15 protein-coding genes and 1 pseudogene are annotated in these 21,826 nt (G+C 70.4%); 8 read left to right on the top strand and 8 right to left on the bottom strand.

Annotation, left to right across the window (positions count from 1 at the left end):
• Positions 1–7 precede the first annotated feature (7 nt).
• Positions 8–1,276: a cell division protein DivIVA gene (locus AC0VYM_RS02250; RefSeq protein ID WP_475462907.1), complete on the bottom strand. Its 1,269-nt coding sequence runs from the start codon at positions 1,274–1,276 to the stop codon at positions 8–10.
• A gap of 385 nt (positions 1,277–1,661) precedes the next feature.
• Here AC0VYM_RS02250 and AC0VYM_RS02245 point away from each other — a divergent pair, with 385 nt between their 5' ends.
• The 3 genes from AC0VYM_RS02245 to AC0VYM_RS02235 all read left to right on the top strand — a co-directional run bounded on the left by AC0VYM_RS02245 (position 1,662) and on the right by AC0VYM_RS02235 (position 3,991).
• The gene (locus AC0VYM_RS02245) at positions 1,662–2,225 is read left to right on the top strand and encodes a gamma carbonic anhydrase family protein (RefSeq protein ID WP_475458386.1); all 564 of its coding nucleotides are present in this window, start codon (positions 1,662–1,664) and stop codon (positions 2,223–2,225) included.
• 340 nt (positions 2,226–2,565) lie between these two features.
• Complete coding sequence (locus AC0VYM_RS02240; protein WP_475458384.1) at positions 2,566–3,078, top strand: hypothetical protein; 513 nt, start codon at positions 2,566–2,568, stop codon at positions 3,076–3,078.
• A 166-nt stretch (positions 3,079–3,244) separates the two neighbouring features.
• Positions 3,245–3,991 carry a hypothetical protein gene (locus AC0VYM_RS02235; protein WP_475458382.1) on the top strand — a complete coding sequence of 249 codons (747 nt, stop codon included), beginning with the start codon at positions 3,245–3,247 and terminating at the stop codon, positions 3,989–3,991.
• A 64-nt stretch (positions 3,992–4,055) separates the two neighbouring features.
• Here AC0VYM_RS02235 and AC0VYM_RS02230 read toward each other — a convergent pair whose 3' ends face one another.
• The 5 genes from AC0VYM_RS02230 to AC0VYM_RS02210 all read right to left on the bottom strand — a co-directional run bounded on the left by AC0VYM_RS02230 (position 4,056) and on the right by AC0VYM_RS02210 (position 12,767).
• Positions 4,056–6,734 carry a sensor histidine kinase gene (locus AC0VYM_RS02230; RefSeq protein WP_475458380.1) on the bottom strand — a complete coding sequence of 893 codons (2,679 nt, stop codon included), beginning with the start codon at positions 6,732–6,734 and terminating at the stop codon, positions 4,056–4,058.
• Positions 6,735–7,077: 343 nt separating this feature from the next.
• Positions 7,078–7,926, bottom strand: coding sequence for an ABC transporter permease (locus AC0VYM_RS02225; RefSeq protein WP_475458378.1), 849 nt, complete (start codon positions 7,924–7,926; stop codon positions 7,078–7,080).
• A 115-nt stretch (positions 7,927–8,041) separates the two neighbouring features.
• Positions 8,042–9,043, bottom strand: coding sequence for an ABC transporter ATP-binding protein (locus AC0VYM_RS02220; RefSeq protein WP_475458375.1), 1,002 nt, complete (start codon positions 9,041–9,043; stop codon positions 8,042–8,044).
• A gap of 734 nt (positions 9,044–9,777) precedes the next feature.
• Positions 9,778–10,377 (bottom strand): TetR/AcrR family transcriptional regulator, encoded by a 600-nt coding sequence (locus AC0VYM_RS02215; protein ID WP_475458373.1) that lies wholly within the window; start codon positions 10,375–10,377, stop codon positions 9,778–9,780.
• Positions 10,378–10,547: 170 nt separating this feature from the next.
• Positions 10,548–12,767 (bottom strand): (Fe-S)-binding protein, encoded by a 2,220-nt coding sequence (locus AC0VYM_RS02210; RefSeq protein ID WP_475458371.1) that lies wholly within the window; start codon positions 12,765–12,767, stop codon positions 10,548–10,550.
• 532 nt (positions 12,768–13,299) lie between these two features.
• Between AC0VYM_RS02210 and dnaK the strand changes: the two genes are divergently transcribed.
• The 5 genes and pseudogenes from dnaK to clpB all read left to right on the top strand — a co-directional run bounded on the left by dnaK (position 13,300) and on the right by clpB (position 20,560).
• Positions 13,300–15,162 (top strand): molecular chaperone DnaK, encoded by a 1,863-nt coding sequence (dnaK, locus tag AC0VYM_RS02205; protein ID WP_475458369.1) that lies wholly within the window; start codon positions 13,300–13,302, stop codon positions 15,160–15,162.
• A gap of 44 nt (positions 15,163–15,206) precedes the next feature.
• Positions 15,207–15,935, top strand: coding sequence for a nucleotide exchange factor GrpE (grpE, locus tag AC0VYM_RS02200; RefSeq protein WP_475458367.1), 729 nt, complete (start codon positions 15,207–15,209; stop codon positions 15,933–15,935).
• Between the two features lie 168 nt (positions 15,936–16,103).
• Entirely contained in the window at positions 16,104–17,261 is a 1,158-nt protein-coding gene (gene dnaJ / locus AC0VYM_RS02195; protein WP_475458365.1) for a molecular chaperone DnaJ, read from the top strand.
• A pseudogene (locus AC0VYM_RS02190) lies at positions 17,258–17,743 on the top strand (heat shock protein transcriptional repressor HspR); the annotation flags it as partial. The gene dnaJ and the pseudogene AC0VYM_RS02190, both read left to right, overlap by 4 nt.
• Before the next feature lie 207 nt (positions 17,744–17,950).
• Complete coding sequence (gene clpB, locus AC0VYM_RS02185) at positions 17,951–20,560, top strand: ATP-dependent chaperone ClpB (protein WP_475458363.1); 2,610 nt, start codon at positions 17,951–17,953, stop codon at positions 20,558–20,560.
• Between the two features lie 40 nt (positions 20,561–20,600).
• Here the strand turns inward: clpB and AC0VYM_RS02180 are convergent, their stop codons facing one another.
• On the bottom strand, positions 20,601–20,828 hold the full coding sequence (locus AC0VYM_RS02180) for a hypothetical protein (protein ID WP_475458361.1): 228 nt from the start codon (positions 20,826–20,828) through the stop codon (positions 20,601–20,603).
• 222 nt (positions 20,829–21,050) lie between these two features.
• Positions 21,051–21,767 (bottom strand): VOC family protein, encoded by a 717-nt coding sequence (locus AC0VYM_RS02175; RefSeq protein WP_475458358.1) that lies wholly within the window; start codon positions 21,765–21,767, stop codon positions 21,051–21,053.
• Between the last annotated feature and the right edge of the window lie 59 nt (positions 21,768–21,826).

Raw genomic sequence — 21,826 nt, 5'->3', positions numbered from 1 at the left:
CGCCGTGTCAGGGCTTGCGGATGATCCGCACGCCCTCGTCGTTCGCGGGCGGCTGCTGCTGCCCGCCCTCGGGCCGACGGTACACGCCGGTGATCCCCGGGTCACCCCCGGCCGCCTCCGCGGGCGGAGCCGCCGGAGCCTGCTGCGGACCGCTCGGCTGCTGGTAGGGCTGCCCCGGGGCCGGAGCGTCGAAGCGGGCACCCTGCGGGGGCTGTGGAGCGACCGCCCTGGGCTCACCGCCCTTGCCCTCGTCCTGCCTGGGGGCCTGCTGCGCCTCGGGCTTGGGAGCGTCCTGCTGCCCCTGCCCCTGCTCGGGCTTCGGGAGCGGCGCGATGCGCACGGTGGCCTGGTCCGGTTCCTGCTGGAGCGGGGGAAGCTTGGTGGTGGCCTCCTCCTTGTGCTCCGGCTGGGCGGCGGGCTTGGGAGCCTCGGGGGCCTTGGCCTCCGGAGTCTTGGCCTCGGGAGCCTTGGCCTCGGCGGCCTTGTTCTCGGCGGCCTTGTTCTCGGGGGCCCGGTTCTCCGGCTTGACCGCAGGCTTGGGCCGCACCGGGTTCTGCTGGCCGGGGTTCTGCTGGCCCGGGTTCTGCTGGCCCTTGGGGGCCTCGGCCGGAGCGGGCGCTGTCTCCTCGCGGGACAGGCCGGTCTCCAGGGCACCGGCCTTGTCCTCGGCCGTGACCAGGTCGGCCAGCGTGGAGTGCATGTCCTTCAGGCGGCGCAGCGCCTCGGCGTGCGTGGCCGTCAGCGTGGCCAGACGACGGTCGGCCGTGTCGTGGATCTTCTTGGCGCGGGCCTCGGCCTCGCTCAGGCGGCGGTCGCCCTCCTGCTTGGCCTGCTCACGGAGCTGGTCGGCCTCCTTCTTGGCCCCGCCCACCATCTCGTTCGCCTCGGAGCGCGCGGCGGAGACGATCCGCTCGGCGTGCTCCTCGGAGTCCTTGCGGTGCTTGGCGACCTCCTCCTGGGCCTTCTTCTGGGCCTCCTTCACCTCGGTCTCGACCCGGGAGCGACGCTCCTTGGCCTCCTCCTCGGCGATGCGGAGGATCTCCGCCATGCGCTCGCTGATCTGCTCGTGCTCAGGCTTGACCTGGGCCTTCTCGCGGGCGATCGCGAGGTCGCGCTTGTACTGCTCCAGTTCGTCGTCCATGCGCTGGAGACGCTCACGGAGGTCCTTGAACTGATTGTCCATTCGGACGTAGTAGTCGTCGACGTGCGCCTTGTCGTAGCCGCCCTTGCGCACCGTCGGGAACCGGTCTTGTTGCAGTCCGCCGCCCGGCAACATATCGCTCATGTGCCTTTCATGTCCTTATACACCGTTGCTGCACGTCGCAGATGGTGAGAGATGGTGAGAGTCGCCCCGTACCCATGTGACGCCGGAGCACCCGTCGGACCGTTCGGTCTGGCTCGCCCGCGGATGCCCCCGTCGAGCTCCGGCTCGGCACGATGAGGGGCACCGGCCGAGAGCGGAGCGTGACGCCGTGGGCACCGTCCAAACGACCAAGGTAGGCACGTGCTGCGCCACGGCGTCAAGAGCCGTGACGGGTACATCGCCGTGCGGACCCTGGTCACGTTCTTACTAAGGTATGCGCGATCATCCCCGTACGGGGGCGTAGCGGTCAACTTCCTACCCTCCGACCCCAGGGGACCCCCAGCGAGAGGACCCACGCATGGACAGCGCGACCGACGGACCCGTGATGGAGCCGCGCCCGGAGGCGAGGATCGGCGGTGCTCCCTTCGGTGAACCGGAGATCCATCCCACAGCCTGGATCGCCCCCGGAGCCGTGGTGGTGGGACGCGTCCGCCTGGGCGCCGAGAGCAGCGTCTGGTACGGATCGGTCCTGCGCGCCGACACCGAGGACATCGTGGTCGGTGAGCGGGTCAACATCCAGGACCAGTGCGGGCTCCACTCCGACCCGGGCCAGCCCGCCGTCCTGCACGACGACGTGAGTCTCGGGCACAAGGCGATGGTGCACGGCGCCGTCGTCGAGGAGGGTGCGCTGATCGGCATCGGCGCGATCGTGCTGGGCGGCGCGCGGGTCGGCCGGGGCGCGCTGGTCGCCGCCGGGTCGCTGGTCGCGCCGGGCAAGGTCGTCCCGCCGGACACCCTCTGGGCCGGGGTCCCCGGCAAGGTCGTCCGGGAACTGAACGACGACGACCGCCTCGTGCTGGAGCACACTCCCACCGCCTACGCCGCCTACGCCGTCCAGCACCAGGACGTCATCTGGCGCTGACCTCCCGGGCGGCGCCGACACGCGGTGGACCCCGGTGCGCGGGGGCTCCGCGTACCGGGCCCCGTTCCGTGTGCGGGGAGGCGACGGATCGGCGGTCGTCCGTGGTTCGCATGGGGGAGGACCCGCTTTCCCTCCCCCCAAGGGGATGTGGGCCACTGGCTAACCCGGATGATCCCGTCACTGGCCCACAAGAGTCATGCGCTCCGGGGCCCGACGGCCCTAACCTGGAAGTCCTCTCTCCTTGTGGGATCGGTTCCGTCGCGCCGCGCCCGCATCGCCCCGACGCGCGGGGCGGCCGTCCTGTCCTGCGACAACGGGTGCCCCCGGGAGGTGAGTGGTGGTGAACGGCCTGGGTGTGGACGACCGGCTCCACGACCACGTCGCGTTGGACGAGATCGAGCTGTACGCGGAGGTCCTCATCGCGGTGGCCGACACCGACCGCCAGCTCAGTCCCGCCGAGATCGACCGCGCGCTGGGCCTGACCAGGACTCCCCTGGCCAGCGAGGCCGTGGCCCCCTCCGGAGGCAACGGCGTCGGAGAGACCGCCGACGGCGAGAACCCCCCGGTCTCGGCGTCCGAAACCGCCGCGCCGGACGGAGGGTCCCGGCACGGAGCCCACGCCTCCAGGATCCCCGCTCCCAGCAGGACGAAGCGGCCGCGCGGCGGGTCCGCCCCGGAGACGCCGTCCGAAACCAGGTATGCGGGATCGGTGCCCCCGGCCCGTGACGGCCACCGCCCGCCCACCTTCGTCCTCCCCGTCCACGGCGAGGTCCCGAACGGCGCCTCGGCGTCGCATCCGCTGTGTGACGTGGTCCTGCCGCACTTCGTGCCCTGGCGCGCCTGGCACCTCTGAAGTCACACCCGCCCCCACGGAACCACCCGCCTCCGTTTCGGAAACCGAACCGTCCGGAATCGGCCTGATCCGGCCACGTTCGTCCCGCTCCGCGTCGACTCGTACTGGGTACTCCCCTAGTGGGCCCCTCAGCCCACAGAACGGCCAGCAGCCCTCAGGAGCCGAGATGCACGCAGGACCCGACAGGCCGGAGCGCGAGGACGAGCGCTCGGACCCACGCGCCCCAGCGGACCGCCATCCTCGCCGCGTCGTGGGCGAACCCGACAACGCGCGCCGTGTCACCCTCACCGTCGCGCTCGTGGTGACCTTCCTGTTCCTCCTGGTCACGGCCGGAGGCATCGGTTGGTTCCTGTCCAACGGAAGCGGCACGGGGACCCAGGACGACGCCGCCTCGGACGACACGGCGGAGGAGACGGAACCGACCACGGGGTCGGGTCCCCCGCCCGGCGACGAGGGAACCGTCACGGACTCCAGGTCGGGGCTGGCCTACGTCCTGCCCGGTGAGGGGTGGGCCCGGCTCGGAGACGACCAGGTTCCGGCGGAGTACTCCTCGTACACCGTGTTCGGCTCCGAGGACGATCCGGACGCCATGATCGTCACCGGCACCGAGGAGCTCGGCCCCCTGGAGCCCATCGCGGCCACCGGGTTGTCCCTGGCCACGGAGATGGCCGGGGAACTGGTCGCCGGGGGCGCGGACCTGCGGATCGAACGCTCCGAGGAGACCACCCTGGGCGAGCGCCCCGCCTTCGGTGCCACCCTGGGCGACGCCTCCGACGGGAACGGCTACGGGCGGTTCCTGGTGATCCAGGTGACCGACGACCGGGGCGCGTTCATGCTCGGCCTCAACACCAGCGGCGGCGAGGAGGCCACGGCCGGGATCGACGCCGCCTTCGACACCCTGGGCACCGTCTGACCCCACGGCTCCCCGGACGTTCCGCGGCGCCCCGGTCCAGGGCGCCGCGGAACAGGGGCGGCGGTCAGAACGGGATCACGGCGCGGAGCAGGAAGCCGCCGTCCCTGGTCCTGGCCCTGGACAGGCTCCCGCCAGCCAGGGCGACCCGCTCGGAGAGCCCCGCCAGTCCGTTGCCGTCGCTTCCCCCGACTGCCTCGTCCTTCGCTGTGTCGTTGTGCACCTCCACCACCAGGCCCCTCGACACGTTCGCTCCGTCCCGGGTGAGCCGGAAGCTGATCTGGCACTCCTCCGCGTCGCTGTGCCGCATCACGTTCGTGCCGCCCTCGCGGACCACCCAGGCGGCCAGCCCGGCGGCCTTCGGCGGGAGCTCCAGTCCTTCGAGACCGGTGACGACGGTCCGGGTACCGCCCGACTCCAGGACCGCGCCGACCGCCGCGACCTCACCCTCCAGATCGACCTCCCGGTCACCGCTCACCGCGGACCGCATCTGCTGGAGCGCCTGACCGGCCAGCCCCTGGACCTCGGCCATCTCGGTGACGGCGCGGTCCGGGGCGCGGTCCACGAGCCGTCCGGCCAGCTGGGCCTTGACGGCCAGCGCGGAGAGGCTGTGCCCCAGCAGGTCGTGCATGTCCCGCGCGAAGCGGAGCCGCTCCTGGGTGACCGCCAGCTGGGCGCTGGCCCGCTGCCCGGCCACCGCCTCACGGCTGATGTCCCACAGCCAGATGGTGCCGAAGGTGCTGAAGGCGAAGGTGAAGGCCACGAGCACCGCGCCGTACCAGAGCAGTCCGTAGACGAGGGGGTTGATTCCGTTCGGTTCGAAGAAGGGGCCGAAGGTCGGGATCAGCGGGAGGGGGGAGAGCAGCAGCAGGGCGCTGACCAGTGCCCCGGGCCAGCGGGTGGTGAAGAAGATCCCGGTGCCCCACCAGGCACCGATCATGATCAGCACGATGGGCGGGTTGTTCAGGAAGACCGCGCTCAGCAGGAGCAGGGCCACGGAGGTCCACCACAGCCTCGGGCTGGGCCGCCGGTTGCCGTCGATCCGCTCCTGGAGCAGCCGGAGGAGCAGGCAGGCGACCACCACCGCGAGGAGCGCGCCGACCACGGAGGTCCAGAGCGGCAGACCGTACTCGGAGCTCAGGGGCAGGTCCACGAGGGCCAGCCCCACGATCAGCAGGCTGTTGAACCCGATCAGGCCCATGATGATGCGTCGGGAGAGGCGTACCCGCCGGTCGTTGGCCACGTCGCTGAGCAGGTCCGGGTCGTCCTCGGGGGACGGCGGCCCGTCCGTTCCGGAGTCCTCGGGGACGACCGGCACCGGCACCGGCCCGGCGGCGACCGCAGGCTGGGGCGGGCCCGTCCCGTTCCGGCCGCTTCCGGTCGACTCGGGGACCGGCTCCGTCAGGGGCAGAGCCGCCCGGAGGAGGAAACCGCCGTCGTCCGTCCGGGACGCGGTCAACGTTCCGCCGACCCCGGCGATCCGCTCGGCGAGCCCGGCCAGCCCGCTGTCGGACCCCACCCCGTCCGGGACGGCCTCCCGTGCCCGGTCGTTGGCCAGTTCCACGACCAGCTCCCCGTGGCCCGCCCCGGGCACCACCGTGAAGACGATCCGGCAACGCTGGGCGCGGCTGTGCCGCAGGACGTTGGTCCCGCCCTCCCGCACCACCCACGCGGCCAGGGCCGACGTGTCCGCCGGAAGGTGCGGGTCGGCCAGCCCGGAGACCGTCGTGGTGGTCCCGTTGGCCTCCAGGACCGCGCGGACCGAGCCCACCTCCGCGTCCAGATCGATGTCCCGGTACCCGCGGACCACCGAGCGCACCTGTCTCAGCGTGGCCCGTGCCAGCTCGTGGACCTGGCCGATCTCCCGCTTCGCCGTCTCCGGGTCGCTCCGGACGTTCCTCCCCGCGTGCCCGGCTCCGATGCGCAGGGCGTCGAGCCGGTGCCGGAGCAGCTCCCGGATCTCGTTGGTGAAGCGGAGCCGCTCACCGTCCACCGCCAGCCGCGCGCGGGCCTGCTGGCCCTCGGTCACCTGCCGGATGCCGTCCCACAGCCAGACCGTGTAGAGGCAGCCGAGCCACAGGAAGCCCGCCCAGACGAGCATGAACAGGCTGTGGCCCACGAGACTGGAGGAGAACCCCGGGAACCCCGGCGGGTCGTCCGGGCCCGGCAGCAGCGGCATCCTGATCGGGCTGATCAGCGCGCTCACCGCCACCACCACGACGGCCCCGGCCGAGAGGCGCAGCAGCCCCCTCCGCGAGGTCAGGAAGGCGAACAGCACCCCGGCCGAGGCGCAGACGGCGAGAACGCTCGTGGTGTGCCAGAGGAAGAGGCACAGGACCGCGAGCAGGGCGACGGTGTTCCGGAACAGGTTCCGGTCCGGCCGGTGTCTGCCGTCCAACCGGTCCCGGATCATCCGGAACATCGCCAGCGCGCACAGCACGGAGGCGACGAACAGGACGACGGTCCGGGCCACGGCGAGCACCAGGACGTACGTGGGCTGGCCTCCGAGCATGTCCTGGGCGTAGACGAGGTCCACCAGGAGTCCGGTCCCAGCCCAGAAGGGAACCAGGAAGGGGAACGCGGCCATGCTGAACAGGCAGTACAGCCGGGCCCGGCGGATCCTCCGGGCGAACCCCGCGCTCATCCCCGGTGGTCCGTGCGCCTCCGCGCCACGGCCCGTGGCCGCCGTGGCGGCCCCGGATCCCGGCACCGCCACGGGCGCCACGCGCCCGCTCCGCTCCACCACGTCCGCCTCCCCGCGTCCCCCGTACCTGCTTCCAACGTAAGGCCGGAGCGACCCCCCGGAGCCGTTGTCCACAGGCCGGATCCTCCGTCGGCTCCCGGCACGGCGGAGCCGGGAGGCCCCGTCCCGGCCGCCCGGCTCCGCCCCTCCGGTGCCAGCCCTAGGGAGTGTTTTTTGGATGCTTTCGCCGGTGACGGCGGAGCCGCCATCGATGCGAGCGGCCGTCCAGGCAATCTCTCGCAAGCCGTGGAGCGAAGGTCAGCCCGGGTTTGGCTGTCCGAGCTTCATCGGCGCAGCGAGAGGCAGCCTGGTGGACGCGAGCGCGGAATGATCCAAAAAACACGACCTAGGGCTGGCGCGGGTCCCACTTGAAGTAGCGGCGGACCAGCAGCGACAGCACCACGATCCAGGCCAGCATCACGCCGATCGACGGCAGAGCGCTGCCCCACAGGGCGGCGGCGCCCACCGCCTCCGCGGCCTCGTACCCGCCGAACACGTCGTAGCCGGTGAAGGCGGCCTGCGCCATCTCGGCGGCCGGGGCGACCGGAAGGACCTGCGCGACCATGCGGACGGGCTCGGGCATCAGTTCGAGTGGAAGGAACACCCCACCGGTGATCAGGAGCCCCATCATGGGGACCACCGAGAACATCTGCGCCGACTCAGCGCTGCGCACCAGCGGCGTGATCAGCAAGCCCACGAGGGTCATCGCGACGGAGCTCAGCAGCACCGCGACCACCAGCATCACGGGGTCGGCGGGCAGGTTGCCCCCGAAGGCGGCGACCGCGCCGAGGACCAGGGCGGTCATCGCCAGGGAGAACAGGACGACGACCACCGTCACGCCGCCGAAGATCGCCGTCTGCGGGATCCCGCTCACCCGGAGCCGCTTGAGGACCAGCGACTCACGGCGCGCGGCGAAAACGTTCGAGGGGTGCCCGATCCCCAGCATCAGACCGATACCGATGACGGCCGACGCCAGCGCCAGTTCGTGGGTGGTGAAGCCCCCGAAGGCCGGCGCGCTGGGCGTCGACAGCATCGGCGCGAAGAGGACCAGCGGCAGCACCAGGTACATCAGCGCGGTCTTGTACCGCACGAAGAGGGTGAACTCGGTGCGGGCCAGGCGCAGGGTCCGCTTCAGGGTGCCGGGCGCGGTCCGTTCGGCCGCACGGGCCGGGGGCCGGGTGGTGGTCGTGCTCATGGAGTCTCTCCTGGTTCTGGTGCCGGGGTCGCGCTGCGGCGCGTGGTCCCGGTGACGGGGTGGGTTCGCGAGGGCGGGTGCCGTCCGGGTCGGGCGGCGTGCCCGGCCTGCTTCCTCAGGTGAGGAGGTCGGCGGCGCCGTCCGCGACCTGGAGGAAGACGTCTTCCAGGGAGGCGCCGCGCACCTGGAGGTGCTGGAGGACGACCCCCTGTTCGGCGGACCACGCGACCAGCGCGGCGACGGCGCGGTGGGCGCGCTCGGCCACGTCCCCGCCCGTGACCGTGTAGGTGGCCCACAGCTCCTGGTCCCGGGTCTCCACCTCGATCGAGGCTCCGGCCACGTCGGGCAGGTCGGAGGTGCGCACGTCGCCGGGGAGCAGGAAGCTGACCCGGTCGCCCCAGCCCGCGAGCACCCCGGACAGGGTGCCCTCCACCCGGATCTCGCCCCGGTGCATGATGGCGAGCCGGTCCGCGAGGCGCTCCGCCTCCTCCAGGTAGTGCGTGGTGAGCAGGACCGCCACCCCGCTCTCCTTGAGGTCGTTGATGATCCGCCAGGTCTCGTGCCGCGCCTCGGGGTCCATGCCGGTCGTGGGTTCGTCGAGGTAGAGGACCTCGGGCCGGGTGAGCAGCGCCGAGCCCAGGTCCAGGCGGCGCTTCTGCCCGCCGGAGAGCTGGCGGACGCGGAGTGCGCGCTTGTCGGTGAGGTCGATCAGCTGGAGGATCTCCTCGACGTCCCGGGGCGAGGCGGCGAGGTCGCTGGTGAGCCTGAGGCTCTCGTCGACGCTCAGGTCCTCCATGAGCCCGCTGCCCTGGAGGACGGCGTTGACCCGCTCCCGCACCCCGGCGGGCTGGCCGAAGGGGTCCTGCCCGAAGACGCGGACCGTTCCGGAGCTGGGTCGGCGGAAGCCCTCCAGCGTCTCGATGGTGGTGGTCTTCCCCGCGCCGTTGGTGCCGAGCAGGGCGAAGAGCTCACCGGGGCGGATCTCGAAGGAGACCCCCCTGACCGCCTCGAAGTCGCCGTAGCGCTGGTGGAGGTCGCTGACGACCACGGAGGGACCCGTGGTCGACGTGGGGTCCTGGGTGGCGGCGGCCGGTCCGGTGTGCTCTGTCGTCGTCATGGCCCCAGAGTCCCGCGAACCGGGCCCCGGCTGACAGACGTCGCTGTCACCCGTCACTGATGACACTTCATCCGCCCCCGTCGCTGACAAATGTCATCCCGGGGCCCCGTCCGCGTTCCGTCCCCTTGGTCCGGCCCCCTCCGCCGGGCCACGGGAACACGGCCGTGCCCGTACGTGCCCCTTCGACAACTCACCTACGGACGCGGCCGACGCCACCGGCCGGGGCCGCGCCCGTCGACACGATGTCGGGCGCGGCCCCCCGGCGGTCACCAACGTTCTACACGACTCCGATCGGGCGCGTCCGTGGAATGTGGCAATTCCCGGCGCCGGGATTCCGAACTCCCGAGTATTGGTTGCCTTCTTCTTGGGAAACATCGTCCCGGGGGTGCCATCTCCGCGTTGGGCGCAGACCGAACGCCGGTGCGAATGACATCGGCGGCCCTACGCCCAGCGCCCCCGCTGATCAGGCAGGACAGGCATGCTCGCCACCCCAGGGAAATGCGATCCACGGGGCCGATCCCCGGTCGGGGAAATGGCGTGCCGACATCTCCACGGAATTCCTTCACCCGGAGAAAGACACTGGTCAGGGCCACCCCCGAAGGAACGATCCCCCTCCGAACCGCCTTCCGGGACCAAGGACACCAATCGTGCACAGACCGTTTCGGTCCCGGCCCGTTCGAGACGCGAACAGTTGGCCTCCGGGCTCCGCCGCAGTCCCGGAAGGTCGTCCCGGCTCAGCCGGTGACCAGGCGGACCGCCGACTCGACCGCCGCGCGCTGAGGGGCCAGGTCGGCGCCCTCCGGCAGGCGGGCACAGGTGAGCCACAGGCCGTCCACGAGCACCATCAGCAGCTCCGCCGCAGCCTCCGGATCCTGCCCGGAGGCGAGTTCCCCCTGGTCCCGGGCGTACTCCAGGACGGCGCGCAGGTTCGCCCTGGCCTGGGCGTCCAGCTCGGCCAGCACTCCGGCGAACACCGGGTCCACCGCCGCGCGGGCGTAGTAGGCGGCCCAGATCCGTGTCTGGGCCCAGCGCCGCCCGTCGGTGGGCAACAGGTCCAGGAGCACCAGCCGCAGGCCCTCAGCGACGGTGAGCCTCTCCGGCCCGACCCGGAACCGGCCGAAGCGGGCGGTCACCTCATCGACGGAGGCGCGCAGCGCGAAGTGCAGCAGTTCGTCCTTGGTGGCGAACTCCCGCTGCACCGCCCCGGCGGACAGCCCCGCCTCGGCGGCGACCACCCGGACGCTGACGCCCTCAAGCCCCTCCCGGGCGGCGATGCGGTGGATCGCCTCAGCGACCCGGCCCCGTCGGGTTTCCCTGTCTACGACCTTCGGCACACCGTCATTCTGGCACATGACCGCCGCCTTGGAGCCCGCGTATCGGTACGGTCGTATCGCCAAGGGTCCGCCCCCCGGACGCGCGAGAGGGGGCGGGGTGCTCGTGGCACCCCGCCCCCTCGAACGCGGATCGCGACCCCGCCGGGACTCACCCCGGCGCGGGAAGGACGCTAGGCGTCGGCGGTCTCCTTCTCCTCGCCGCCCGCGGCCGGGTTGTCACCCTTGACCGAACGGAGCAGCAGCTGGGAGACGTCGACGACCTCCAGCGACTCCTTGGCCTCGCCCGCCGACTTCTTCTCGTTGATCGCGTCACCGAGCATGACCTGGCAGAACGGGCACGCGGTGGAGACGGTGTCCGGGTTGGTGGTCAGCGCCTCGTCGACACGCTCGGTGTTGATGCGCTTGCCGATCCGCTCCTCCATCCACATGCGGGCGCCGCCGGCGCCGCAGCAGAAGCCGCGCTCCTTGTGGCGGTGCATCTCCTGCGTCTTGACGCCGGGCACCTGCGCCATGATGTCGCGCGGGGGCGTGTACACCTTGTTGTGGCGGCCCAGGAAGCACGGGTCGTGGTAGGTGATGTTCTCGTCGATCGAGTTCACCGGGGTGAGCTGCCCCTCCTCGACCAGCTTGGCCAGCAGCTGGCTGTGGTGGATGACCTCGTAGGTCCCACCGAGCTGCGGGTACTCCTTGGCCAGCGTGTTGAAGCAGTGCGGGCAGCTGGCCACGATCTTCGTGACCCCGGCCTCGTTGAGCGTCTCCACGTTCTGCTGGGCCAGCATCTGGAAGACGTACTCCATGCCGAGGCGGCGCGCCGGGTCACCGGTGCAGGCCTCCATGCCGCCCAGGACGGCGAACTTCACGCCCGCGATGTCCAGCAGCTCCGCGATGGCCTTCGTGGTCTTCTTCGCGCGGTCCTCCAGGGCACCGGCGCAGCCGACCCAGAACAGGTACTCCGTGCCCTCGGGGAGCTTGTCCTCGACGACCGGGACCTCGACCGGGTTCTCCTGGGAGGCGAGCTCCTCGATCCAGTCCATGCGCCGGTCCTCGGCCATACCCCAGGGGTTGCCCTTGTTCTCAAGGTTCTTGAGCAGGGTGTTGGCCTCGGACGGGAAGTTGGACTCGACCATGACCTGGTAGCGGCGCATGTCCAGGATGTGGTCGATGTGCTCGATGTCGACCGGGCACTGCTCCACGCACGCACCGCAGTTGGTGCAGGACCACAGCTCGTCGGGGTGGATGACGCCACCCTCCTCCTCGGTGCCGACCAGCGGCTTGTTGAGGAGGGCGAGGACGTCGACGCCCGCGTGGCTCTCGTCGGGAGCCTCCGCGAGGGTCTCCTCGGTGATGCCCTTGAGGAGGTACGGGGCCTTCTCGTAGGTGTGCTTCTGGAGGTCGAGGATGACCTTCTTCGGGGAGAGGGGCTTGCCGGTGTTCCAGGCGGGGCACTGGGACTGGCAGCGGCCGCACTCGGTGCAGCTGGTGAAGTCGAGGAGGCCCTTCCAGGTGAAGTCCTCCAGCTTGCCCGCGCCGAACGGGTCCTCGTCCGGGTCGGCCTCCTCGAAGTCGAGGGGCTTCTTTCCGGAGGCGTCCATCATCTGCTTGGCGGCACCGAGGGTCGGGGTGCCGTCCGCGTTGCGCTTGAAGAAGATGTTGAACGGCGCGACGAAGCGGTGCCAGCCGATACCCATGGTGAGGTTGAAGAACAGGACCACGAAGAACAGGTAGCTGATGATCAGCTTGAACGCGGCGACCAGAGCGATGGCGGGCTCGGCCACGGCCGCGTCGCTCGGCAGGATCGTGCCGACGGCGTGGGAGATCGGGGTGGCCCAGGCCGGGAAGGGGAAGTCACCGATGGCGACCTTGAGGCCGCGGATCACGAAGATCGAGATCAGCAGGCCCCACAGATAGGCCTCGACGTAGTACGCGGTCCACGTCTTGGAGTTGTAGAAGCGGGAGTCCCGTCCCTTGCGGTGGGGGCCGTTCAGCAGACGGTAGATCGTCAGACCCACGATGCCCGCGAGGCTGGTCGCGGCGATGAACTCGATCGCCAGGCCGAAGACCGTCCAGTCGTAGATGACCGGCAGCTTGAAGTGCGGGTCGAAGACCTCGCCCTGGGCCTCGACGACCGTGAAGAACAGCAGCGGGAACGAGACCATCACGAACCAGTGGGCCACACCGACCCACGGCCGCTTGAGCATCCTCGTGTGTCCGAGGATCTCGATGAGCGTCATCGTGAGCCGCTTGCCCAGCGACTCCGTGCGCTCCGGCTCCACCGCTCGGCCCACACTCACGGTTCGCCAGATCTGGTAACTGCCCAGAGCGAACGTGGCAAGCGCGGCCACGGCGAAGACCGAGGTGATGATGCCCAGCGTCAAGTACAGAGGATGCATCGTCCGTGGCCTCCCATCCTGCTTCTGTCACCCGGTGCGCCACACACCGGTGGTCCTATTGATGTTACTAGCGAGTAATAGCACGGCGGCCACCGGCCCGGAGCCCAACCACGCGGCGGCGGGTGCCACCGTAGCCAGTCGCGACGCGACCTCCCTCACGCGGGTGCGCCCGAGCCTCCCCGAACACACCGCGCACTCCTATCAAAGCGGACCGGGGGCACGGCGCGGGCCACCCGGCCCCGGACCGGACCGCGGCCGTGTCGCGACACCCGACCGCGCGACACACCCCGGAGGGCGACCCCGAGACACCCCCGGCGCCCCTGGTTTCCAGGTCAAGGATGTCCCCGAGTTGTCCCGGGGTTCACCCACTCCCCTCGTGAAATCACCCCAGGTCGGGAACATCCCCGCGAGGCCACCCGTTGTCAGGTCGTAGGAAGTAACTTGAGTGGGGTCGACTCAACTGACTTGACAGCCCCAACCCGACGAAGCAAACTTACGCCTGAACGACTCAACTTTGACGGAGGAAACAACCATGGCACGTGCGGTCGGAATCGACCTCGGTACGACGAACTCGTGTGTCGCGGTCCTTGAGGGTGGCGAGCCGACGGTCATCACCAACGCCGAGGGCTCCCGCACCACCCCTTCGGTCGTGGCCTTCGCCAAGAACGGTGAGGTGCTCGTCGGCGAGGTGGCCAAGCGTCAGGCCGTCACCAACGTCGACCGGACCATCCGCTCGGTGAAGCGTCACATCGGCACCGACTGGTCGGTGCAGATCGACGACAAGACGTTCAACCCGCAGCAGATCAGCGCCTTCATCCTCCAGAAGCTCAAGCGCGACGCCGAGGCCTACCTGGGCGAGGACGTGACCGACGCGGTCATCACCGTCCCGGCGTACTTCAGCGACTCGCAGCGCCAGGCCACCAAGGAGGCCGGCACGATCGCGGGCCTGAACGTCCTGCGCATCATCAACGAGCCGACCTCGGCCGCGCTCGCCTACCACCTGGAGAAGGAGGACGAGGCGACGATCCTCGTCTACGACCTCGGTGGCGGCACCTTCGACGTCTCCCTCCTGGAGGTCGGTGACGGCGTCGTGGAGGTCAAGGCGACCAACGGCGACAACCACCTCGGCGGCGACGACTGGGACCAGGCGATCGTCGACTGGCTGGTGGAGAAGTTCAAGAACTCCAACGGCGTCGACCTGGCCAAGGACAAGATGGCGCTCCAGCGCCTGCGCGAGGCCGCCGAGAAGGCGAAGATCGAGCTCTCCAGCTCCAGCGAGACGCAGATCAACCTGCCCTACATCACGGCCTCGGCCGAGGGCCCGCTGCACCTGGACGAGAAGCTCACCCGCGCCGAGTTCCAGCGGCTGACCTCCGACCTGGTCGAGCGGACCAAGACCCCGTTCCAGCAGGTCATCAAGGACGCCGGGATCAGCCTGGACCAGATCCACCACGTCGTTCTGGTCGGTGGCTCGACCCGTATGCCCGCCATCGCGGAGCTGGTCAAGGAGATGACCGGCGGCCAGGACCCCAACAAGGGCGTCAACCCGGACGAGGTCGTGGCCATCGGCGCCGCGCTCCAGGCCGGTGTGCTCAAGGGCGAGGTCAAGGACGTCCTGCTGCTGGACGTCACCCCGCTCTCCCTGGGCATCGAGACCAAGGGCGGCGTGTTCACCAAGCTCATCGAGCGCAACACGACCATCCCGACCAAGCGCTCCGAGATCTTCACGACGGCCGACGACAACCAGCCGTCCGTGCAGATCCAGGTGTACCAGGGCGAGCGTGACATCGCCCAGTACAACAAGAAGCTGGGCGTCTTCGACCTGACCGGTCTGCCCCCGGCGCCGCGCGGCGTCCCGCAGATCGAGGTCGCCTTCGACATCGACGCCAACGGCATCGTCAGCGTCACCGCGAAGGACCTGGGCACCGGCAAGGAGCAGTCCGTCACCATCTCCGGTGGTTCGGCCATGTCCAAGGACGACATCGACCAGATGGTCCGTGACGCCGAGCAGTACGCCGAGGAGGACCGCAAGCGCCGCGAGGAGGCCGAGGTCCGCAACAACGCCGAGTCCCTCGTCTACCAGACCGAGAAGGTCATCAAGGACAACGAGGACAAGATCCCGGCGGACGTCCGCTCCGAGACCGAGACCGCCGTCGCCGAGCTGAAGACCGCTCTGGAGGGCACCGACACCGAGGCCATCCGCTCCGCGAGCGAGAAGGTCGCGCTGGCCAGCCAGAAGATCGGTTCCGCGATCTACAGCCAGGGCCAGCAGGGTGAGGACGCCGCCCAGCCCGGTTCCGAGAACGCCGACTCCTCCACCGAGGACGCCGACGTGGTCGACGCCGAGATCGTCGACGAGGACAACGGCAACGGCAAGGGCAACCAGGGTTCCTGACCCGCGACGGCCGGAGACGGCTGAGGAAGGAGGGAGCGTCGGACATGGCGCCGTCGGACAAGAACAACCCGGAGACGGGTGACGAGGACCAGGGTCCGGTGATCCGCGACAACCGCAGGATCGACCCCGAGACCGGTGAGGTCCGCACGCCCGAGGGCGAGTCCGCCGAGGAGGCCACGGCCGCCGAGGAGGAGCCCGAGGTCGTCGAGGCCGAGATCGAGGACGTCCCCGAGGTTCCGGACACCCCGGAGTCCGTGGTGACCGAGGCGATCAACGCGGACGAGCGGGTCATCGAGCTCACCAACGACATCAAGCGGGTGCAGGCGGAGTACGCCAACTACCGCAAGCGTGTCGAGCGCGACCGCGTGGCCGTCCGCGAGGTGGCCACCGCCCAGGTCGTCGGTGAACTCCTGCCGATCCTGGACGACATCGGCCGGGCCCGTGAGCACGACGAGCTCAACGGCGGGTTCAAGGCGGTGGGTGAGGCCCTGGAGGCCACGGCCACCAAGCTGGGCCTGGAGCGCTACGCGGAGCAGGGCGACGAGTTCGACCCGAACGTCCACGAGGCGCTCACCCTGGTTCCGGTTCCGAACATCTCCGTCCAGACGGTGATCGAGGTGTTCCAGCCTGGGTACCGCATGGGTGAGCGGGTTCTGCGCCCCGCCCGCGTGGTGGTCGGTGAGCCGTTGGAGGGCGCGGGGGACGACGAGTCCGCCGACACGTCCTCGGACGCCGACGACTCCACCGCCGAGAGCGGCGAGGACAAGCAGTAACCCGATCCGGGCCGAAGCGACAGCGGAAGGCCCGGGGCGGACATGACCCGGCCGTGGCCGACGTGAGAACGTCGGTCACGGCTCCGGGTCGCCCCCGGCACCCCAGCGGTACGGGGCCACGTGGAAACATCGGACGCAACCGGCACCAGCGGGAGAAGGCACCAGTCGATGAGCACCAAGGACTACCTGGAGAAGGACTACTACAAGGTCCTGGGAGTCTCAAAGACGGCCTCCAAGGACGAGATCAAGTCGTCCTACCGCAAGCTGGCCCGGGAGAACCACCCGGACGCGAACACCGACGACCCCCAGGCCGAGGACCGCTTCAAGGAGATCTCCGAGGCGTACAACGTCCTCTCGGACGAGAAGCGCCGTAAGGAGTACGACGAGGCGCGCTCCATGTTCGGCGGGTCGTACCGGCCCGGCGGCGCCGGGCCCGGCGGGTTCGACATGAGCGACATCTTCGGTCAGAGCACCGGCGGCGGGGCCGCGGGCGGGGAACGCCTGAGCGACCTCTTCGGCGGACTGTTCGGCAACCGCGGGCGGGGTGGCACCGCCACCCGCAGCAGGCGCGGGTCCGACATCGAGACCGAGACCACACTGAGCTTCCGCGAGGCCGCGGACGGGGTGACCCGTTCGTTCCAGCTGAGCAGCGAGGCCCCGTGCCCCACGTGCAAGGGCACGGGAGCGCGCGCCGGCACGGCCCCGCGCATGTGTCCCAAGTGCAGCGGCACCGGGCACGACAGCACCAACCTGGGCGGCTTCTCGCTGTCCGAGCCGTGCAGCGAGTGCAAGGGACGCGGCCTCGTGGTCGACGACCCCTGCCCCACCTGCACCGGCAGCGGGCGCGGCAAGAGCACCCGCACCATCCAGACCCGCATTCCGGCCGGTGTCAGCGACGGCCAGCGCATCCGCCTCAAGGGCAAGGGCGCCCCCGGCGAGCACGGCGGCCCCAACGGTGACCTCTACGTCGTCGTCCACGTGAAGGGACACCCGGTGTTCGGCAGGAGCGGCGACAACGTCACCATCACGGTCCCGGTGACCTTCCCCGAGGCAGCCCTGGGCGCCGAGGTGCGGGTCCCCACCCTCAGCGGTTTCCCGGTGACCGTGAAGGTGCCGCCGGGCACCCGGAACGGGCACACGCTGCGGGTCCGCGGCAAGGGCGCCACCCGCAAGGACGGCACCACGGGGAACATGCTGGTCACCTTCGAGGTGGACGTGCCCAGGACACTCAACGGCGAGGCCCGCGAGGCCCTGGAGAAGTTCCGCGCGGCGACCTCCGACTACGACCCGCGCGACGGGCTCGAAGCGCGGGCGAAGGGCGCGTGAACAACGTGAACGATCCTGCCTTCGGCGCCGACGCACCGGTCTACGTGATCTCGGTGGCCGCTGAGCTGGCCGGGATGCATCCGCAGACGCTGCGGCAGTACGACCGGCTCGGGATCGTCTCTCCGGGCCGCACGTCCGGCCGGGGCCGCCGGTACTCCATGCGCGACGTTCGGACGCTGCGCGAGGTACAGCGCCTGTCGCAGGAGGAGGGCATCAACCTCGCCGGGATCAAGCGGATCCTGGAGTTGCAGCACGAGGTGGAGCAGCTGCGTGAGCAGGCGTTCCACCTGGCCAACGAGCTTGAGGCGGCCCGCCGGGCGGTGTCCCGGCGGGGCCGTCCGGCCCGTCCCGAGGGCGGGCCGGTGCGCGGGGAGCTGGTGCGTCGCACCCGCGTCACGATCTTCAACACCGCCGAGCCCGAGGACCCCGACCAGGGCCGCCAGGGCGGCCCCGGTGGTCAGGGGCCGAGTGGCCAGAGCGGCCCCGGCGGCCAGGGCCAGGGCGGCCCGACGGGCGGCCAGGGCTCCGGAGGGCCGGGCGGCCAGAGCGGTCAGGCCGGTCGGGACGACACCGGCCGGAGCGGTCCGGGCCAGGGCTGACGGACCCGGGGGCCACCGTTCGGGGAACGGTCTCAGACGGCCCCACATGATCACTCTGAGTAACAGATTCTGTGGAAGGGGTAACCGGACATGAACTACAAGCTCACGCGGAAGAGCCAGGAGGCCCTGGCCGCCGCGATCCGTGAGGCCACCGCCGACGGCAGCCCGCAGACCGAACCGCTGCACCTGCTGAACGCCCTGCTCGACCAGGCCGAGGGCATCACCCGACCGCTGCTCAAGGAGGTCGGCGCCAGCCCCGACCAGCTCAAGGACAAGGTCGAGTCCGCCATCGGCGCCCTGCCCAAGGCGGCCGGTTCGACGGTCAGCTCACCGTCCTCCTCGCGCCAGCTCATCGTCTCCATCAACACCGCCGCCCAGCGCGCGCAGCAGATGGAGGACGAGTACGTCTCCACCGAGCACCTGCTGGTCGGGCTGGCCACCGACGGCGGCGAGGCCGCCCGCCTGCTCAACGAGGCCGGTGCCGCCCCGGACACGCTGTTGGAGGCCTTCGAGCGGGTGCGCGGCACCGGGAAGGTCACCTCGGAGAACCCGGAGGACACCTTCCAGTCGCTGGAGAAGTTCGGTGTGGACCTCACCGAGCGCGCCCGCGAGGGCAAGGTGGACCCGGTCATCGGCCGGGACGGCGAGATCCGCCGGGTCATCCAGGTCCTGAGCCGCCGCACCAAGAACAACCCCGTGCTCATTGGTGAGCCCGGCGTGGGCAAGACCGCGGTGGTCGAGGGTCTGGCGCAGCGCATCGTGGCCGGAGACGTGCCGCAGTCGCTGCTCGGCAAGCGCCTGATCAGCCTCGACCTGTCCGCGATGGTGGCGGGCGCCAAGTACCGGGGCGAGTTCGAGGAACGGCTCAAGGCGGTGCTCTCGGAGATCAAGGAGTCCGAGGGGCAGGTCATCACGTTCATCGACGAACTCCACACCATGGTGGGCGCGGGCGCGGCCGAGGGCGCCATGGACGCGGGCAACATGCTCAAGCCCATGCTGGCCCGGGGCGAGCTGCGCATGGTGGGCGCGACCACCCTGGACGAGTACCGGGAGAAGATCGAGAAGGACCCCGCGCTGGAGCGCCGCTTCCAGCAGGTCATGGTGGGCGAGCCGTCGGCCGCGGACACCATCGCGATCCTGCGCGGCCTCAAGGGGCGCTACGAGGCGCACCACAAGGTGCAGATCTCGGACTCCGCCCTGGTGGCCGCCGCGACGCTCTCCGACCGCTACATCACGGCGCGGTTCCTGCCGGACAAGGCGATCGACCTCATCGACGAGGCGGCGTCCCGGCTGCGCATGGAGATCGACTCCAGCCCGGTGGAGATCGACGAACTGCGCCGCACGGTGGACCGCCTCAAGATGGAGGAGATGGCGCTCGACAAGGAGTCCGACCCCGCGAGCCAACAGCGGCTGGAGCGGCTGCGCGCCGACCTCGCGGACCGCCAGGAGCAGCTCACCGGCCTGGTGGCCCGCTGGGAGCAGGAGAAGGCCGGGCTGAACCGGGTCGGTGACCTCAAGGGCCAGCTGGACGAGATGCGCACGAAGGCGGAGCTGGCCGAGCGCGAGGGCCGCTTCGAGGAGGCCTCCCGGCTGATGTACGGGGACATCCCGCAGCTGGAGAAGCAGGTCGAGGAGGCGTCCAAGGCCGAGGAGAACGCCGAGGCCAACGCCGGGGACACCATGGTCAAGGACGAGGTGGGCGCCGACGAGATCGCCGACGTCGTCTCCTCCTGGACCGGTATCCCCGTGGGTCGGCTCATGGAGGGCGAGACCTCCAAGCTGCTGCGTATGGAGGACGAGCTGGGGCAGCGGCTGATCGGGCAGCGGGACGCCGTCCAGGCGGTGTCCGACGCGGTGCGCCGTGCCCGGGCGGGGATCTCCGACCCGGACCGCCCCACGGGGTCGTTCCTGTTCCTCGGTCCGACCGGCGTGGGCAAGACGGAGCTGGCCAAGGCGCTGGCCGAGTTCCTGTTCGACGACGAGCGCGCGATCGTGCGCATCGACATGAGCGAGTACTCGGAGAAGCACTCGGTGTCGCGCCTGGTGGGAGCGCCCCCCGGGTACGTGGGCTACGAGGAGGGCGGCCAGCTCACCGAGGCCGTGCGGCGCCGCCCGTACACGGTGGTGCTGCTGGACGAGGTGGAGAAGGCCCACCTGGAGGTGTTCGACACCCTGCTCCAGGTGCTGGACGACGGGCGCCTCACCGACGGCCAGGGCCGTCAGGTGGACTTCCGCAACACCATCCTCATCCTCACCTCCAACCTCGGTTCCCCGTTCCTGGTGGACCAGTCGCTGGACGAGGCCACCCGCCGGGAACGCGTGATGGACGTCGTGCGGGCCACGTTCAAGCCGGAGTTCCTCAACCGCCTGGACGACGTGATCATGTTCGACGCGCTCTCCACCGAGGACCTGACCAGGATCGTCGACCTCCAGGTGGACAAGCTGGCCCGCCGTCTGGCCGACCGGCAGTTGGCGCTGGACGTGACCCCGGCGGCCCGCGAGTGGCTGGCGCTGACGGGATACGACCCGAACTACGGTGCGCGGCCGCTGCGCCGCCTGGTGCAGTCGAGCATCGGGGACCCGCTCGCCCGCGAGCTGCTTTCGGGTGAGCTGACCGAGGGGGATTCCATCCAGGTGGATGTCAACGACTCCCGCGAACGGCTGACGGTGAGCACGCGCAAGGCGGACCAAGCGGTCTGACCGGCGGCGAGGGGCCAGCGCGGTCCCTCGCCGTCCCGGTTCAGAAGAACAGCAGGGCCCCCAGCACGCTCAGCACCAGACCGACGACGATCGCGGTCCAGGCGTAGCCGGTGAAGCGGGCCCGCTCCTCCTCGTCCTCCTTGCCCATCGCCACCGCCGCGAAGGCCACGCCGACGACGCCGCCGATCAGGTTGCAGCACACGAGCGTGAGGATGGCGACGGTGAGGGCTGTTCCGGGGCTGCTGTCACCGGAGGACGCATAGGCCATGAGGGGCTCCAGGGTCGGGGGATGTCACTTGATGGGATGCCCCCGGGCGCTCGGTGGTTTGCGCGGACCGTCGGCCATTTCCGCACGTTGTCGAGAAACGGACACGGTCCTCATTGGCCCCTTGGTTCGAGCACTGTCGGTGAACCACATCGCTCATCAGGCCGAATACGACCTCACCGGTATCCGATACTGATCGCCTCACTCACGGACCCCTCCGAGAATTCAGCTCAGCGGTTTCAGAAGTCTGAACTCGTTTCCCGAAGGGTCGGTCAGCAGATGCCAGGGCGCCCCGTCCTCGGTTTCCACACGAACCGCTCCCCTTTTCACCAACGACTCCAGGGCGTCGGCCTCCCGTTCGTCCTCATCGAGGCGTAGGGCCAGGCCCATGAGGTTCGGTTCGGTCTCGGGTTTGGGACCGAGCTCGTCGCAGAACGCCAAGCGGATGCCGGGACCGTGCGGGGGACGCAGCTCCGGGGCACTCCCCTCGGTGGGTGTCCAGCCGGTGACCCGGGCCCAGAAGTCCCGATCGGACCGAGGGCGCGCGGAGTCCACAGGCAGTGATCCCAGCCCGGGTCCTGCCTCTTCGTAGCGATCACCGGGCATCACACAGAACAGGTTTCCCTCGACGTCGGCCAGCACCTCCCAGGGCACGTCCCCCTGCCCCACGTCGCGGGGGGACGCGCCCCGTGAGCACAGGGTTCGGGCCCAGGAGCGGTGGTCTCTCCCGCCGTTGAGGTCGAGGTGCAGCCGAGTGATGGCCGTTTCCGACCGAGGGGTGGAGGGGGACGGTGCCGGGATGACGCGTAGCGGCACCCCCGGAGCGGGGAGCAGGAAACCGGCAGGCCCTCGACTCACGGTCGGCACCCCCAGGGCCTCCGACCAGAAGCGGGCCAGCGTGGCGGGATCGTCGGCCTGGAGGGTGATCGAGTCCAAGAGCATGGCGCGGAGACTAGCTCAGGGGTACGACCCTCGGAGCGGGCTTCCTTCCCGTGCGCCGT

The organism is Nocardiopsis sp. iso_237, from assembly GCF_056173345.1.
This window is presented reverse-complemented; position numbering and strand designations above follow the sequence as displayed.